This is a genomic window from Amycolatopsis sp. EV170708-02-1, assembly GCF_022479115.1.
Taxonomy (GTDB): Bacteria; Actinomycetota; Actinomycetes; order Mycobacteriales; family Pseudonocardiaceae; genus Amycolatopsis.
The window spans coordinates 8022348-8038181 of record NZ_CP092497.1; the positions used below are offsets into that span (position 1 = coordinate 8022348).

At 69.1% G+C, this 15834-nt stretch carries 11 protein-coding genes and 2 pseudogenes; 7 read left to right on the forward strand and 6 right to left on the reverse strand.

The genetic code is table 11. The annotated features are described in order from the left end of the window. Nucleotides 1-6 precede the first annotated feature (6 nt). Nucleotides 7-681, forward strand: coding sequence for a 1-acyl-sn-glycerol-3-phosphate acyltransferase (locus tag MJQ72_RS36310; protein WP_240595554.1), 675 nt, complete (start codon nt 7-9; stop codon nt 679-681). Between the two features lie 372 nt (nt 682-1053). On the opposite strand, the pseudogene MJQ72_RS36315 reads toward MJQ72_RS36310, so the two are convergent. The 4 genes and pseudogenes from MJQ72_RS36315 to MJQ72_RS36330 form a co-directional block, all read right to left on the reverse strand. Continuing rightward, nucleotides 1054-1257, reverse strand: a pseudogene (locus MJQ72_RS36315) (LOG family protein); the annotation flags it as partial. Nucleotides 1258-1288: 31 nt separating this feature from the next. Further along, nucleotides 1289-1867, reverse strand: coding sequence for a TIGR00730 family Rossman fold protein (locus MJQ72_RS36320; protein ID WP_192746931.1), 579 nt, complete (start codon nt 1865-1867; stop codon nt 1289-1291). Continuing rightward, entirely contained in the window at nt 1867-2652 is a 786-nt protein-coding gene (locus MJQ72_RS36325) for a TIGR00730 family Rossman fold protein (RefSeq protein WP_126736377.1), read from the reverse strand. The genes MJQ72_RS36320 and MJQ72_RS36325 overlap by 1 nt, the downstream gene beginning before the upstream one ends. Nucleotides 2653-2764: 112 nt before the next feature. Beyond that, nucleotides 2765-4627, reverse strand: a complete 1863-nt coding sequence (locus tag MJQ72_RS36330) for a glycoside hydrolase family 9 protein (protein ID WP_240595555.1) — start codon at nt 4625-4627, stop codon at nt 2765-2767. 160 nt (nt 4628-4787) lie between these two features. Between MJQ72_RS36330 and MJQ72_RS36335 the strand changes: the two genes are divergently transcribed. The 4 genes and pseudogenes from MJQ72_RS36335 to MJQ72_RS36350 all read left to right on the forward strand — a co-directional run bounded on the left by MJQ72_RS36335 (nt 4788) and on the right by MJQ72_RS36350 (nt 11584). Continuing rightward, nucleotides 4788-6110, forward strand: a complete 1323-nt coding sequence (locus MJQ72_RS36335; protein WP_396426903.1) for a tetratricopeptide repeat protein — start codon at nt 4788-4790, stop codon at nt 6108-6110. A gap of 277 nt (nt 6111-6387) precedes the next feature. Beyond that, nucleotides 6388-8655, forward strand: a complete 2268-nt coding sequence (locus tag MJQ72_RS36340) for a M4 family metallopeptidase (protein ID WP_240595557.1) — start codon at nt 6388-6390, stop codon at nt 8653-8655. An 84-nt stretch (nt 8656-8739) separates the two neighbouring features. After that, a pseudogene (locus MJQ72_RS36345) lies at nt 8740-10325 on the forward strand (M28 family peptidase). A 203-nt stretch (nt 10326-10528) separates the two neighbouring features. Beyond that, nucleotides 10529-11584: a chitinase gene (locus MJQ72_RS36350; protein WP_240595558.1), complete on the forward strand. Its 1056-nt coding sequence runs from the start codon at nt 10529-10531 to the stop codon at nt 11582-11584. A 158-nt stretch (nt 11585-11742) separates the two neighbouring features. Here the strand turns inward: MJQ72_RS36350 and MJQ72_RS36355 are convergent, their stop codons facing one another. Next, a complete protein-coding gene (locus MJQ72_RS36355) occupies nt 11743-12498 on the reverse strand; it encodes a DUF3152 domain-containing protein (RefSeq protein WP_240595559.1) in 756 nt (251 codons plus the stop codon). Between the two features lie 111 nt (nt 12499-12609). Between MJQ72_RS36355 and MJQ72_RS36360 the strand changes: the two genes are divergently transcribed. Beyond that, nucleotides 12610-13863: a helix-turn-helix transcriptional regulator gene (locus MJQ72_RS36360; protein WP_240595560.1), complete on the forward strand. Its 1254-nt coding sequence runs from the start codon at nt 12610-12612 to the stop codon at nt 13861-13863. Beyond that, nucleotides 13860-14747: an aminoglycoside phosphotransferase family protein gene (locus MJQ72_RS36365; RefSeq protein ID WP_240595561.1), complete on the forward strand. Its 888-nt coding sequence runs from the start codon at nt 13860-13862 to the stop codon at nt 14745-14747. Before MJQ72_RS36360 ends, MJQ72_RS36365 begins: the two co-directional genes overlap by 4 nt. Here MJQ72_RS36365 and dapE read toward each other — a convergent pair. Continuing rightward, the gene (dapE, locus tag MJQ72_RS36370) at nt 14740-15813 is read right to left on the reverse strand and encodes a succinyl-diaminopimelate desuccinylase (RefSeq protein WP_240595562.1); all 1074 of its coding nucleotides are present in this window, start codon (nt 15811-15813) and stop codon (nt 14740-14742) included. The genes MJQ72_RS36365 and dapE overlap by 8 nt on opposite strands. Between the last annotated feature and the right edge of the window lie 21 nt (nt 15814-15834).

A 15834-nucleotide genomic window follows, 5' to 3' on the forward strand; every position in this document is an offset into this window, starting at 1 on the left:
GGAACCTTGCTACCGCTACTCGTCCGATTCGTGCTCGGACCGCTGGTCAGAGCGCTGTACCGCCCCGAGATCCGCGGCGTGGAGAACATCCCCGCCACCGGTGCGGTGCTGCTGGCACCCAACCACCGGGCGGCGCTGGACACCGGCGTGATCACTTTCACGGCGATGCGGCAGGTCAAGTTCCTCGGCAAGGCGGAGTACTTCACCGGCCGCGGGCTCAAGGGCAAAATGATGGCCGGTTTCCTGGGCGGCCTCGGCTACGTCCCGGTCGAACGCGGCAACGCGCAGGCCGGTCTCGCCGCGCTGGAAGCGGCGCGGAAGGTGCTCGACGCCGGCGGCGCCTTCGCGATCTATCCGGAAGGCACCCGCTCGCTGGACGGGCGGCTGCACCGCGGGCACACCGGTGTCGCGGCGCTCGCGCTGGCGACCGGCGCGAAGGTGGTGCCCGTCGCGCTGACCGGGACCGAAGGCCTGCAGCCCGCCGGGAAACGGATCCCGCGGCGGGCGAAGATCACCGTCACCTACGGCGAGCCGTTGGACTTCTCGCGGTACGAAGGGCAGGACTCGTCGCCCGCGATCCGGCGCTCGGTGACCGACGAGATCATGTACGCGATCCTGGAGCTTTCGGGGCAGGAGTACGTCGACTCGTACCACAAACGGCCTGATCAGAGCGCTGCCTGACGATTTTGCCCGGGGTGGGGTGGCAGCAAAGGTCCCTTGCTCCCCTTCCGCAGGTCGGCGCGGCGACCGTGTGGATTTCGGGTCATCTGACGCACCAAAATCCACACAGTCGGTAGGCGCCGCTACGCGGAGTGGGGGGTGTGTGGATATAGGGACACTCAACGTCCCCATATCCACACACCCCCCGGTGGTAGCAAAGGTCCCTTGCTCCCCCACTGCCCGCGGTCCGGTCCGTGAAGGCCTCCTTACCTACCCTCAAGGTAGTGAAGGAGGCCCTCACGGACTCTGGGTCCCTCAAGGGGCCCTTCACGGACCACCGCAGCGCCAGCCGGCAGACCCAGCGGGCACTCACGACCAACGCAACCGAAAGCCCTACTTAGCCCACTTAGGCCGAGGCGGCGGCACGTAGTCCGCGAAGCCGTCCAGAAGCACCGAAGCGTCCGAGTCGATCGAAAGCATGTCCCGGTACCCCGCCGACAAGAAGCCCTCCGACACCATGTGATCGGCGAACTTCAGCAGCGGCGCGTAGTACCCGCCGACGTCGACCAGCCCGATCGGCTTCTCGTGCAGCCCGAGCGGGCACTCACGACCAACGCAACCGAAAGCCCTACTTAGCCCACTTAGGCCGAGGCGGCGGCACGTAGTCCGCGAAGCCGTCCAGAAGCACCGAAGCGTCCGAGTCGATCGAAAGCATGTCCCGGTACCCCGCCGACAAGAAGCCCTCCGACACCATGTGATCGGCGAACTTCAGCAGCGGCGCGTAGTACCCGCCGACGTCGACCAGCCCGATCGGCTTCTCGTGCAGCCCGAGCTGGGCCCACGTCCAGACCTCGAACAGTTCCTCCAGCGTCCCCGCGCCGCCGGGCAGCGCGAGGAAGCCGTCGGACAGCGCCGCCATCTTCGCCTTCCGCTGGTGCATGTCGGCGACGACGTGCAGTTCGGTCAGGCCGGCGTGCGCGATCTCAACGGAGCCCAGCGCCTCGGGGATCACGCCGATCACCTCGCCGCCCGCGGCCAGCGCCGCGTCCGCGACGACGCCCATGGTCCCGACCGACGCCCCGCCGTAGACCAGCCCGATCCCCCGCGAGGCCAGCAGCGTGCCCAGGGCACGAGCCTCCTCGGCGTATCGCGGGTCGAAGCCCATCGACGAACCGCAGAACACGCAGATCCGGCGCGGCGCTGCCATCAGTGGGTGTCCTCCCATGCCTGGTACGACTCCTGGACGACACGCACGGCGTCGTCGATGTCGTCGGTGACGTGCAGCAGGTCGAGGTCCTTCTCGCCGATCTTGCCCTCGGCGAGCAGCGTCTTGGCGATCCAGTCGTACAGGCCGCCCCAGTAGTCGCTGCCGAACAGCACGACCGGGAACTTCGTGACCTTCTTCGTCTGCACCAGGGTGAGCGCCTCGAACAGCTCGTCGAGCGTGCCGAAGCCGCCGGGCAGGCAGATGAACGCCTGCGAGTACTTGATGAACATGGTCTTGCGGGCGAAGAAGTACCGGAAGTTGACGCCGAGGTCGACCCACGGGTTCAGCCCCTGCTCGAACGGCAGCTCGATGCCGAGGCCGACCGAGAACCCGCCCGCCTCGTTGGCGCCGCGGTTCACCGCTTCCATCGCGCCGGGGCCGCCGCCGGTCATCACCGCGAAGCCCGCGTTCGCGAGCGCGCCGCCGATCTTGCGCCCGAGTTCGTACTCCGGGTGGTCCCGCTTGGTCCGCGCCGAACCGAACACCGTCACCGCGCGCGGCACCTCGGCCAGCGCGCCGAAGCCCTCGACGAACTCCGCCTGGATCCGCAGCACGCGCCACGGGTCGGTGTGCACCCAGTCGCTCGGACCCCGCGAGTCCAGCAGGCGCTGGTCGGTGGTGCTGCCCTGGTCGCGGCGATCCCGCCGCAGCACGACCGGGCCCTTGTGGCGCTCGATCGGACGTTCCGGGTACTGGCCGTCGGGGAACTCGCTTGTCTCACTCACCCCGCCAAGACTACGACGTCGTCACCGTCCGGAGCGGCGGCATCGCCGCGAACAGGAGTTGTCGGGTACGCGAACGCGGGGCCCGCCGGGAAGCGGGCCCCGCGAACACGGGTCAGGAACGTCCGGTCAGCGCGAACGCGAGCATGGCCGTCGAGGTGAAGTCGATGGCGGGCTCGTTGCTCGGCCAGGACGCCAGGTCGTCGGCGTAGCGGGACTCGGGGGTGTCGAAGGCTTCGAAGGGCTTCTTGCACTCCTTCGACCCGGGCGGGAGCTCCATGTGCTCGAAGTTCTCCGCTCCGTTGGGCCCGTTCACGACGGCGCCGTAGAGCAGTTTCTCCTCTCCGGCGAGGTTCGCCGCCTGGTGGTGCGGACACCGCGGGTACGTGGTGCCGACCCCGACGACCAGCGAGATGCCCCAGGCGTTCGCGCCGAGGGTGAAGTTCCGCTGCTGCGCACCGAACGCCGCGTACCGACGGTCACCGGTCAGGTCCGCGTACAGCCGCTCGGTCGCGGCGAATCCGAAGCTCTTGCTTGCCGCGTCGAATTCCTTCACCGAGACGGCGGTCCGGAAAGGACTCTGAGCCGCGCTCGCGACACCTTCGTCGAGCTGACGCCGCAGATCGCCGATCAGCTCCTTCGGGCCCAGCGCCGCGCCCGGGACACCGTGCCGCAGGAGCTTCGCCAGTTCGGCGTGCGCCAGCGCGCTGGTGTCGTACAGGTTGAGCGTGCTCTTCTCTTCGACGTCGATGTAGGCCTTCGCCCAGTGGGCCGCCTGCCGCGTCCACTCGGCCGACCGCGGGTCTCGCAGGGCCTTGGCGGCCAGTGCGAGCTGCGTCGCGCCGAGCTCCATGTCGTCCCGCCACGACGATTCCGGGTAGTACGCGTGCGGGAAGGCGGTGACCAGTTCACCGACGTTCTCGGTCTTGGCCTGCGCGAAAACCGAGGCGGCCTCGGCGAAGTACTTCCTTGCCAGCGAAGGGTTCCGCTTCGCCTCGACCTGCGCGCCGAGCGCGAACGCGGCGGCCACGCGGCCGGCGAGGTTCGGGCTGAGCGCGGAACCGCCGGGGTTCGCCGGGAAGACCGGCCGGTGCTTCACGAAGTACATGGGGTCGCCGGGTTTCACGTCGAGCGGGTCGTCGTCGTGCGGGTTCCGCCAGACGTCGTGGTCGCCGAGGAAGCCGAACTTGTCGCTGCCCGTGCCGATACCGACCTGGGCGTAGAGCGTCTTGCCGTTCTGGTCCCACATCTTGTCGAGCCAGTCGAGGCCGAGCTTGACCTCCTTGGCCAGCGCCGGGTCGTAGCCCTCGCGGAGCACATAACCCATCTCCGCCAGCGAGTACGCCGTGTTCGACGTGAACTTGACGAAGTCGCCCGCGTCGACCCAGCCGCCCTCGACGTCGATCGGCCCGCCCGCCGGCTTCAGCGGTTCGGTGATCTCGTCGCCGAATTCGCCGCCGAACGCGGGCCATTCGTAGATCGTGGCCTGCTTGTCCGCCAAATGCGAGGGCTTGCGGTCGAGACGGCCGGGGATGATGTCGTCGCCGTCGCGCTGCGCCTGGAAGAACTCGTTGGTGGCGCGGACGAGCGGGGTGAAGAGCCGGTGCTTGGTGTCCACCCGGAACGTCGGCGACGTCGCCTTGGTCTCGCCGGTGACCTCGATCCGGTACTTGCCCGGCAGCCAGACCTTCGACAGGTCCAGCTGGTACACCGCCGGGTACTTCGCGTTCCACGCGCCGAGCGACGGCCCGGTCCGTCCACGATGGACGGTCCGGCCGCGTTCGTCGATCACCGAGAACGAACCCGGCGCGCTGGAGAGGAGATAGGCGTGCTTGGTCTCGGTGATGCCGTAGCCGACCTGGTCGACCCGGACCTCACCTTGTACCGCCGCCGCGGCCGAAACCGCCGGAACCGTCAAACCCCCGAGGACCAGTGCCGACACCGCGGCCACCGCCCGGGACCAGGAACTCACCATCATCGGCGCCCCGCTCGTGAATTAGTTAAGAAAGTTTCCTTTTTATGGCGCAAGACGCTAGCGCCCGGAACGCCACCAGTCAATATGTCCGTTTCGGTCGAAAGTCACCGGGTCCAGGCGTTGTCGGCGGGTATCCGCCGGGAAATCGTCTACCGTGGTCGGGGTGCCGTCCAAGCCGAACGGGGCAGAACCACTCGGCGCGCGGATCCGGCGGTTGCGCCGGGCACGCGGGCTGACCCAGCGCGAGCTGGCCGAACCCCGCTACGACCGCGGCTTCCTCGCCAAGGTCGAGTCGGGCGGCCGACTGCCCTCGGACGACGTGCTCTCGCACCTCGCGCGACGGCTCGGCCTCACTCCGGACGAACTCCGCTTCGACCGGCCGCCGGGCGCGGCCGAAGAACTCACCGACGCGCTCGAAACCGCGTACCGCGAGTTGCAGAAGGGCGGCCTCGAAGCCGCCGAGCACGAATTCGCCCGGGTGGAGCGGCGCGCGGCCGAGTACCGGCTGCCGGACGTCCAATGCCACGCACGCTTCTATCTCGGCGAAGTCCAGTGGCAGCGCTACGACATCCCGTTGGCGGACAAGGGTTTCGCGCACGCCATGGAGCTCGTCGACGCCGCTTCGCCCCGGTTGCGCGCGATGATCGTCAACCGGCTGGCCGCCTGCCGCGCGCTGTCGGGCGATCTGGGCGCGTCGGTCGCGCTCGTCGAAACGGCGCTCGCCGAGCTTCGCGCCACCGGCACGGACGATCCGGATGCCGAACTGGCGCTGCTGACCGCGTTGATCCACCCCCTCATCGAAATGGGCGCGCTGCGCCGGGCGCGACGGGCCGCCGAAGAAGGCCGCCGCGTCCTTCCTTCCGCGCACCGCAAGGACATCTCCGCGCGGTACCACCGGCAGGCGGCGCAACTGTGGCAGGAGATCGGCCTGGCCGACCGCGCGGAGAAGGACCTTTCGCGGGCACTGAGGCTCTTTACGTCGATCGGCTACGACCGTGACGCCGCCCGGAGCCGCTGGGCCCGCGGCTTCCTGTGGCGACGGCTGGGGAAACTCGAGGAGGCGCACGCCGAGTTACGGCTCGCCCGCGATCTTCTCGCGAAGGCGGGCTCACAGGAGGGCGTACTCGGCGCGACCATCGAGCTCGCCGACGTCCGCCGCCGCCAAGGGGAGCTCGACGAGGCGGCCGAACTCGCCGAGGGGATCCGGCCGCTTCTGGATCGATCCCCCGATATCGAGGCGAGGGCGGAGGTTCTCCGCTTACTGGGACTCATCGCCCGCGCGCGCGGCGACCTGACCGAGGCGACCGCGCTACTCGAAGAAGCCGCCACGGCACAGGAAAAGGCCGAACTACGCGGCGCACTCGTCGCTACCGCACTGCATTTGGGCGACACACTGCGCGCCCGCGGATTAATCGAAAAAGCGGCGGAGGCCTATCGGCGCGGTGTGCGCGCGGCCGCAATGTCCGATTCCGGGCCGGCGGACTGAAAACCATACGAAAGTCGCCATATATCGCATATGGCGGGAAAAACTCTTACTACACAGGGATTTCAATCCCTGCATGTGGATCTTCACCCGGCCCGCTAGGCCATCCGGCCCATTGACGGCCTTGTGAGCGGCTCCTTTACTCGGACGTGTCCATCGGGATAACTCCAGTTATCCGAATGGGCACGCTCCCCGTCCCCCGCCGTGCACCCGCCCCGGTCGAATTCCCCGCCGCGCCACTGGCCGTACGGGTACACGGTCCTGCCCATGGAAGGTTCACATGACCGTTCAGCGAGGGCTCAGAACAGGGTTGGCGGCCGTCGCCGGCCTTGCCCTGAGCATGACGTTCCCGGTGACCCCGGCGAACGCGACCACCGCCACCATCCAGCCCGCGACCCCCGACGCCGTGGCCGCGAGCGCGGCCGACCGGGCCGCCGCGGCCGGGGTGGACCACTTGCGGAGGGGGGCCGACGAGGACTTCCGCCGCGTCGGGCTGACCCAGGGTGGCGGAGGACTCTTCTACGCCGCTTACGAACGAACCTACCGTGGCCTGCCGGTCGTCGGCGGGGACGCGGTGGTGGTCGCCGACGGCGCCGGGCGCGTCCGCGGCACCAGCGCCGCGGAGACCGCGTCGATCTCGGTCGGGACGAAGGCCAAGATCTCCGCGGCGAAGGCGACCGAGGTCGCGCGCAGCCAACTGTCCAAAGTAGACAGTGTTGTCGCGCCGAAGCTCGTCGTGCTGGCGGGGAACTCCCCCAAGCTCGCCTACGAGGTCGTCGTCGCGGGCACCAAGGCGACGACGCCGAGCAACCTGCACGTGTTCGTGGACGGCGTCACCGGCGCGGTGCTCGAAACCCGTGACGACGTCAAGATGTCCAACTTCCCCGCCGCCGCACCGAAGGCGGCGTCGAACGACGTCAGCACGCTGGGCGCCGGGAACAGCTACTACGTCGGCAACGTCACCATCGACACGACGAACTCCGGCGGCACGTACACGATGCGCGACCCGCAGCGCACCAACATCAGCTGTGCCCGCCAGAACGGCTCGCCCTACAGCGGACCGGACGACAACTGGGGCAACGGTTCCGGCACCGATCTGGAAACCGCCTGCGTCGACGCGCTCTTCGGCGTGCAGACCGAGTGGAAGATGCTGGGCGAATGGCTCGGCCGCAACGGCATCAACGGCAACGGCGGCGGCTTCCCCGCCTACGTCGGGCTCAACCAGGCCAACGCCTACTGGAACGGCTCCTCGACCACTTACGGCCGCTCGCAGGACAGCCAGCGCCAGGCCACCCCGATGGACGTCGTCGCGCACGAGTACGGCCACGCCATCTTCCAGACCACGCCGGGCGGCGCGGGCAGCGGCAACGAGAACGGCGGGCTCAACGAGTCCACCGGTGACATCTTCGGTGCCGTCACCGAGCACTACGCCAACAACGCCAAGGACACCCCGGACTACGACGTCGGCGAGGGCGTGAACCTGGTCGGCCGCGGCCCGATCCGCTACATGAACCAGCCGAGCCGGATCTCCGGCAACCCCGACTGCTACTCGTCGTCCATCCCGAACACCGAGGTGCACGCCGCCGCGGGCCCGCAGAACCACTGGTTCTACCTGCTGGCCGAGGGCACCGCGCCGGTCGGCAAGCCGGCCAGCCCGACCTGCAACAACACCTCGATCACCGGGATCGGCATCCAGAAGGCCGCGAAGATCTTCTACAACGGCCTGCTGAAGAAGACCTCCAGCTGGAACCACCGCGCGGCCCGCAAGGCCACCCTGGAAGCGGCGCTCGCGCTGTACCCGGGCTCCTGCACCGAGTTCAACACCACCAAGGCGGCGTGGAACGCCATCAGCGTGCCCGCGGCGACCGGTGAACCGACCTCGTGCACCCCGCAGGGCAACGACTTCTCGGTCGGCGTCGACCCGGCGGCCGGCACGGTCAAGCCGGGCGAGTCGGCCACCGTCACGGTGAACACCGCGACCACCAACGGTACGGCGCAGACGGTTTCGCTGACCGCGAGCGGCCTTCCCACCGGGGCGACCGCGACGTTCAACCCGGCCTCGGTGCAGTCGGGCGCCTCCTCGACGCTCACCATCGCGACGTCGGCGAGCACCCCTGACGGCACCAGCACCATCACGGTGACCGGCACGGCGGCCAGCGGCACGCACACCGCGCAGTACAAGCTGACCGTCGGCACCGGCGGTGACGTGCGGACGTACAGCAACGACACCGACTACGCGCTGAACGACTACGGCACGGTGAACAGCCCGATCACCTCCACCGCCACCGGTAACGCGGTGTCCCCGGTGAAGGTGACGGTCACCGGTACGCACACCTGCTCCGAGGACCTCCGCATCAGCCTGAAGGCCCCCGACGGCAGCACGTACTCGGTCAAGCCCACCGGCTCCCTGCCCTGCACCGACCTGGGCACGCGGAACTACTCGGTGAACGTGACCAACGAAGTCGCGGCGGGCACCTGGACCCTCGTGGTCTACGACGCCTACTCGCAGGACACCGGCACGCTCGACAGCTGGTCCATCACGGTCTAGCGCCTCCCGCGCGTGAAGGACTCCTTCCCTCGGCTCGGCCGGGGGAAGGAGTCCTTCACACACTCCTCTCGAAAGGAACCCGGCATGAAGTGGGGAAAGCGAATAGGAGCGGCCGTCGTCGGCATGGCCGCCGTACTGGGGGTCGTCACCGCGCCCGCGCAGGCGACCACCACCGCCGCACCGGACATCTCGCTCGCCAACGTCAAGGCGCACCTGAGCGCGCTGCAGACGATCGCCAACCAGAACGGCGGCAACCGCGCCTCCGGCCGGCCGGGCTACCCGGCGTCGGTGTCCTATGTGGCACAGAAACTGCGCGACGCGGGCTACAACGTCACGCTGCAGACCTGCACGAGCTGCGCGGGATCGAACCAGAACGTCATCGCCGAATGGCCGCAGGGTGACGCGAGCCAGGTCATCATGCTCGGCGCGCACCTCGACAGCGTCAGCGCCGGCCCCGGCATCAACGACAACGGCTCGGGTTCGGCCTCGATCCTCGAAGTCGCGCTGACGCTGGCCCGCGAGAACCCGGCGATGGCCAAACGCGTCCGCTTCGGCTGGTGGGCCGACGAGGAGTCCGGCCTGCGCGGTTCCAGGTTCTACGTCAACAGCCTGCCGCAGACCGAGCGCACGAAGATCAAGACATACCTGAACTTCGACATGATCGGCTCCGACAACTGGGGCTACTTCGTCTACGACGACGTCGCTTCGGTCAAGGCGGTGTTCGACGAGTACTTCCGGACGATCGGCATCCAGACCGAGGGCGACACCGAAGGCGACGGCCGTTCGGACCACGCGTCGTTCAAGAGCGCGGGCATCCCGGTCGGTGGCCTCGCGACCGGCGCCGGCTACACGAAGAGTGCCGCACAGCAACAGAAATGGGGCGGCACCGCCGGGCGGCCGTTCGACAGCTGCTACCACCGCGCGTGCGACACGCTGTCGAACATCCCGGACACCCCGCTGGAGAAGAACAGCGACGCGATCGCGTACGCGCTGTGGAAGCTCGCCGTCGGAACGTCGACCGGACCGGACTTCTCGCTCGGGCTCTCGCCGTCGTCCGGCACCGTCCAAGCGGGACAGTCGACGACCGTCACCGTCAACACCGCGACGACTTCCGGTGCGGCACAAGCGGTCTCGCTGAGCGCCAGCGGCCTTCCCGCCGGGGCGACCGCGACGTTCAACCCCGCTTCGGTGCAGTCCGGCGGCTCCTCGACGCTCACCATCGCGACGTCGGCGAGCACTCCCAACGGCACCAGCACGATCACCGTGACCGGCGACGGGACCTCGGTGGACCGCACGGCGCAGTACACGCTCACCGTCGGCGACGTCAGCGTGCGCACGTTCACCAACGGCACCGACTTCGCGCTGAACGACTACGCGACGGTCAACAGCCCGATCACGTCCAGCGCGACGGGTGCGGCGACGTCGCCGGTGAAGGTGTCGATCACCGGGACGCACACCTGCTCCGAGGACCTCCGCATCAGCCTGAAGGCCCCGACGGCAGCACATACTCGGTCAAGCCCACCGGCTCCCTGCCGTGCACCGATCTCGGCACAAGGACCTACTCGGTCCCGGTGACCAACGAAGCCGCTTCCGGCACTTGGACGCTCGTGCTCTACGACGCCTACGCGCAGGACACCGGCACGCTCGACAGCTGGACCATCACCGTCTGACCATCCGAATGGCGAAGGCCATCTCACGAGGACACCCGGCCTCGTGGGATGGCCTTCGTGCGTGACGGGGATTTTCGGACAACTCTTCGATATCTGGTCTAGACCACCCGATCGTCGGTAGCGCCACTCATGCGCGGCGACCTATGTTGAGCCGAACGGCCGCTTCCTGTTCGTTCAAACCGCTTTCGAGATGGGAGCTGGGTATGTTCGGTCGCGTCTCACGGCTGCTCGCAATCACCGGCGCGGCGGTACTCGCCGTCACCACACTCGTCGCCTTGGGCTCGGCGCACGCGTCCCCCGACGCCGAGGTCTGCGCGGTCAAATCGAAGCCCGCGGGCAAAGTCCTGCAGGGCTATTGGGAGAACTGGGACGGCGCGTCGAACGGCGTCCATCCGCCGATGGGCTGGATCCCGATCACCGACGCCCGGATCAAGGCCAATGGGTACAACGTGATCAACGCGGCCTTTCCGGTCATCCTGTCCGACGGAACGGCCAAATGGGAGGACGGGATGGACGCGACTGTGAAGGTCGCGACCCCGTCCGAAATGTGCGCCGCGAAGGACGCGGGCGCGACGATCCTGATGTCCATCGGCGGCGCCACCGCGGGAATCGATCTGAATTCGGCCACCGTGGCGGACAAATTCGTCGCCACCATCGTGCCGATCCTGAAGAAGTACAACTTCGACGGGATCGACATCGACATCGAGACCGGCCTCACCGGCAGCGGGAACATCAGCACGCTTTCCGCGTCGCAGAAGAACCTCATCCGCATCATCGACGGCGTCCTCGCCGCGATGCCGTCGAACTTCGGGCTCACCATGGCGCCGGAGACCGCGTACGTCACCGGCGGCAGCGTCGTCTACGGCTCGATCTGGGGCGCGTATCTGCCGATCATCAAGAAGTACGCGGACAACGGACGGCTGTGGTGGCTGAACATGCAGTACTACAACGGAAGCATGTACGGCTGCTCCGGTGATTCGTACCAGGCCGGGACGGTTCAGGGCTTCGTCGCGCAGACCAACTGCCTCGACAAGGGCCTGGTGATCCAGGGCCAGACGATCCGCGTCCCCTACGACAAGCAGGCCCCCGGCCTGCCGGCGCAGGCGGGCGCGGGCGGCGGCTACATGTCGCCGAGCCTGGTTTCCCAGGCCTACCGCAGCATCCCGTCGCTCAAGGGCCTGATGACCTGGTCGATCAACTGGGACGGTTCGCGGAACTGGACCTTCGGCCAGAACGTGAAATCCCTGCAGGGCCGCTGATCCCCCGTGTCGTCCGTCTGATCACGCGAGTTACGCCCCCAAGCACGCGAGTTCGCCGTCCAATCACGCGAGTTACGAGTTCGGTCACGCGGGCTCGCCGTGCGGAACCGGCGAACTCGCGTGATCAGGGGCGGAACTCGCGTGCTTGAGGGCGTAACTCACGAGTCGCCGCGCGGGATCGGGTCGTCGTACTCCCCCGAAGGCCCGGAGTACTGCTTCCCGTCGGGATAAGGCCACGGGTTCGGGGTGCAGCCGTGCAGGCCCAGCGTCTGCTGCTGCATCACCGGCGCGAGGGCGCCCGGCACCGGGCATCGCTCGTGCCCGCGGCCGAGCCGGTGCCCGACCTCGTGGGTGACCATGTACTGCCGATAGACCGCCAGCGGCGCGCCATAGCCGGGGACGCCGTGCGCCCAGCGGGCGACGTTGAGCACGACGCTGTTCCCGTTGCGGCACGAGGTGTAGCCGTCGGGTCTGCCGCACAGGACGTCGCGCGTCTTCGGCGTCGCCAGATAGATCGTGAAATCGACGGGACCGTCCGGCCCGGCCCGCTGCAGGCGCCATCGCCCGCCACCGGTCCAGCCTCGCGGGTCGGCCAACGTGGACTCGACCGCCTTGACGAAACCGTCCGAGCTCACGCCCACGATGTCGGCTTCGACGGCGAGGCGATACCGCAGCAGTCTCCCGGCGGACCCGGCGACTTGACCCTCGCCGGTCGGGAACACCCACTGGCCGGATCCCGCCTCCGGGAAGGTGATCTCGGCGGACGGTGGCGCCAGCACGGGCTTCGGCGTCGAGGGGACGGTGACCGGCACCGGCGTCACCGGTGCCGTACTCGGAGGGGCGACCGAATGATCTTCGCAACCGGCCAGCGCCAAGGCGCAGACGACGAGGGCCAGTGCCCGGCGCACGGTCATCGGTCCTCCCGGAGGTCATCGGTCACATCCGGGGGTACGAGCAGGGGCCGGGAGAAGTTGTGGGATCGCGCGCGCAACCTTTCGGCGCGCTCGCCCGTATCGTTCTCGGTCATGGGCGACGAGGTCGGCGAACGGCTGCGGCGGCTGCGCGCCGAACGCGGCCTCACCCAGCGCGAACTCGCCGAACCGCACTACACCGCCGCTTATGTCTCTTCCGTCGAGACAGGCGCGCGGACGCCGTCGGGTGACGCGCTGCGCCACTTCGCCACCCGGCTCGGGGTCGACACCGGTGAACTGCTGGGCGTGACCTCGCCGCGCGACGATGTCCGGCTCGACCTGGACATCGCGGCGGCCGCGGTGGATTTCCTGGCGGGGAACGGTTCGGCGCCGAAGATGCGGCGGCTGGCGCGGCGGGCCGAGAAGATCGGCCGCGACCGCCAGGCCGGGCTCGCCTGGCTGTGGCTCGCACGATTCGCGCGGGGCGACAGCCTGGCGCGGCTGGTGGCCGCCGCCGAAACCGCGCTCGCCGCCGACATCCCGTCGTACCGGGGGCTGGCCGCCGCGCTGCGGGCGAACGTCCTGGTCGGCCGAGGCGAGCCGCACCACGCGATGCACCTGCTCCGGACGGCGCTCGACGCGAGCCTCGACCGTCATCCGCATCCGGTGCTCCTGCTGACCCTGCACGCGTACCTCGCCGACGGGCAGCTTCGCCTCGGCGATACCGCCCTGGCCGCGTATCACGCGAGAGAGGCACTGCGGCTGGCTCGCGGCGATGAGGAGATCCTGGCCGAGCTCGCCGAGAACCAGCGGCGGCTGGCCGAGGCGTATCTCGGTGAGGGACGGGTCGCCGACGCCGTCGCCGCCGTATCGTCGCTGCACGACCTGCTCCACGAACGCGCCCTGCGGCCGGTGCTGGCCCGATGCCTGTTCGCGCGAGCGCTGGTCCGGCGTGCCGACGACCTCGAAGGCGCTCTCGCGGACCTTCGCGCGTCACGTGCGGCCGCTCCCGATCACGCCGTCACGCTGGAACTCGCCGACGTCTGCCGGGAATTCGGTCGTCTCGACGACGCCGCCGGTCTACTCTCCGAAGCGGCTGAAGCCATCCCTGCGGACTCGCCGCTCTCCGCGTCCCTCGTGTTCCAGCAGGGGTCGCTGGCGCTGGCTCGCGGAGACCTTGAAGCAGCCGAAGCAGGCTTCGCGCACGCCATCGACGTAGCGGCCCTCCGCGACGCTCGCGGCGTCTTGGCCGCTTCGATCGACAAGGCGGGAGAGCTGCTTCGCGATCAGAGGCGTTATGAAGAGGCCGCGGACGTACTGCGGCGTGGACTGCTCCTTCTCGGAGCCGAGGAGGACGTTTCTCAGTGACCGACGTGGACTTGGAAGACATCAGCGCTCGTTTGGCCGACCGCTTCGGCGCCGAGGCCGAAGGGTGGCTCGCCGGCGTTCCCGCCCTCGCCCGGAGCCTGGCCTCCCGATGGGACTTCGAACTCGGCGAGCTGTTCGACAGCGGAGCCTCGTCCGTCGTCCTGCGCTGCCGGTGGTCCGACGGGACACCGGCGGTGCTCAAGCTCAGCCCGGACGGGCCGCTGCTGACCAAACAGCTCGAAATGCTGCGGGTGTTCGCGCCTTCGGGCCGGGTGCCCGCCGTCCTCGCCGCCGACGCGGACGCCGGCGCGATGGTGCTGGAAGAGATCCAGCCGGGCACCGAAGCCGAGAACCTGCCGCCGTCGACCCTGCCGGGACGCTGGGGAGAGCTGCTCTCCGCCCTGCACGCGGTCGCCCCGCCCGAAGGCTGGCCGTGGAGCCTGCGCGGGCGGTTCGAGGAGTCCTTCGACCGGATCGGCCGCCGCATCACCGAACCGGCCATCGCGGCCCGGATCGGTCCGGACACCTGGCGACGGGCGATCGAGCGCTGCGAGAGGTTGCTGGACACGCAGGACGACGTCGTGCTGCTCCACGGCGATCTGCATCTCGGCAACGTCCTGGACGGCGGCTCGCGCGGCCTGATCGCGATCGACCCGAAGGCATGCGTGGGCGATCCGTGCTTCGACGCCGTGGATTACGTGGTGTGCGGCGCCGGGCAGGAAGGAGTCGAGGCGCGGTGCCAGGTGGTGGCGGCCGCGTGCGGACTCGACGGCGACCGGCTGTACGCCTGGAGCCGCGTGATCGCCCCCATGTTCGCCATCTCGCATCTCGCCTACGGCGGCCCGGAGAAGGCGCTCGACGAGTTTCTCGCCCTGGCTAGCTGAGGAACTCGCGCAGCACCGAAGCGACCTGCCGGATCTCGCCCGCCCGCACGTTCTCCTGGCGGGTGTGCGCCAGCGTCGGGTCGCCGGGCCCGAAGTTCACCGCAGGGATCCCAAGGGCCGCGAAGCGCGCGACGTCGGTCCAGCCCAGCTTCGCGACCGCCTTGCCGCCGGCCGCGGCGACCAGCTCGGCCGCCGCGGGAGCGCTCAGCCCCGGCAACGCTCCTGGCGACAAGTCGACAACCTTCACGTCGTAGCCCTCGAAGAGCTCGCGAAGGTGCGCCTCGGCTTCTTCCGGAGAGCGGTCGGGCGCGAAGCGGTGGTTGATCGTGAGCACGGCCTCGTCCGGCACGACGTTGCCCGCGACACCGCCGCCGATCTTCGTGGCCTGGAGCCCTTCGCGGTAGGTCAGGCCGTCGATGTCGACCACGCGCGGCGTGTACCCGGCCAGCCTGCTCAGCGGTTCGGCGAGACCGTGGATCGCGTTGACGCCCATCCAGCCGCGCGCGGTGTGCGCACGGACGCCCTCGACGCGGATCTCGATCCGCATCGTGCCCTGGCAGCCGCCCTCGATCCCGCCGTTCGACGGCTCACCGAGGATCGCGAGGTCGGCCTGCAGCCACTCGGGCAGCTCACGCTCGATGCGGCCTAGGCCGTTCTTCGTCGCTTCGATCTCTTCGCAGTCGTAGAACACGAAGGTGACGTCGTGCTTCGGCTCCCGGAGGGCGGCGGCGAGGTGCAGGAAGACGGCGTCGCCGCTCTTCATGTCGACGGTGCCCAGTCCGTGCAGGATCTCGTCGTCACCGGTCCCCTCGCGGCGCACGGGCATGTTCTCGTTGACCGGAACGGTGTCGAGATGCCCGGCCAGCAGCACCCGCGACGGGCGGCCGAGGTTCGTGCGGGCGAGGACCGCGTCACCGTTGCGGATCACTTCGAGATGCGGTGCCTGCTCCTGGAGCGCGGCCTGCACGGTGTCCGCGATGACCTTCTCCTCTTCGGAGACGCTGAAGATGTCCACCAGCGCGGCGGTGAGGTCGACGGGATCGGCGTGCAGATCGAGCGAAGGCATGCCCGAACCGTACCGCCGGGG

Bases quoted from the DNA above. Each gene is read 5' to 3' on its own strand.
- dapE (WP_240595562.1), bottom strand. From the start codon at position 15,813: ATGCCTTCGCTCGATCTGCACGCCGATCCCGTCGACCTCACCGCCGCG.
- MJQ72_RS36330 (WP_240595555.1), bottom strand. From the start codon at position 4,627: ATGATGGTGAGTTCCTGGTCCCGGGCGGTGGCCGCGGTGTCGGCACTG.
- MJQ72_RS36350 (WP_240595558.1), top strand. From the start codon at position 10,529: ATGTTCGGTCGCGTCTCACGGCTGCTCGCAATCACCGGCGCGGCGGTA.
- MJQ72_RS36355 (WP_240595559.1), bottom strand. From the start codon at position 12,498: ATGACCGTGCGCCGGGCACTGGCCCTCGTCGTCTGCGCCTTGGCGCTG.
- MJQ72_RS36320 (WP_192746931.1), bottom strand. From the start codon at position 1,867: ATGGCAGCGCCGCGCCGGATCTGCGTGTTCTGCGGTTCGTCGATGGGC.
- MJQ72_RS36360 (WP_240595560.1), top strand. From the start codon at position 12,610: ATGGGCGACGAGGTCGGCGAACGGCTGCGGCGGCTGCGCGCCGAACGC.
- MJQ72_RS36340 (WP_240595557.1), top strand. From the start codon at position 6,388: ATGACCGTTCAGCGAGGGCTCAGAACAGGGTTGGCGGCCGTCGCCGGC.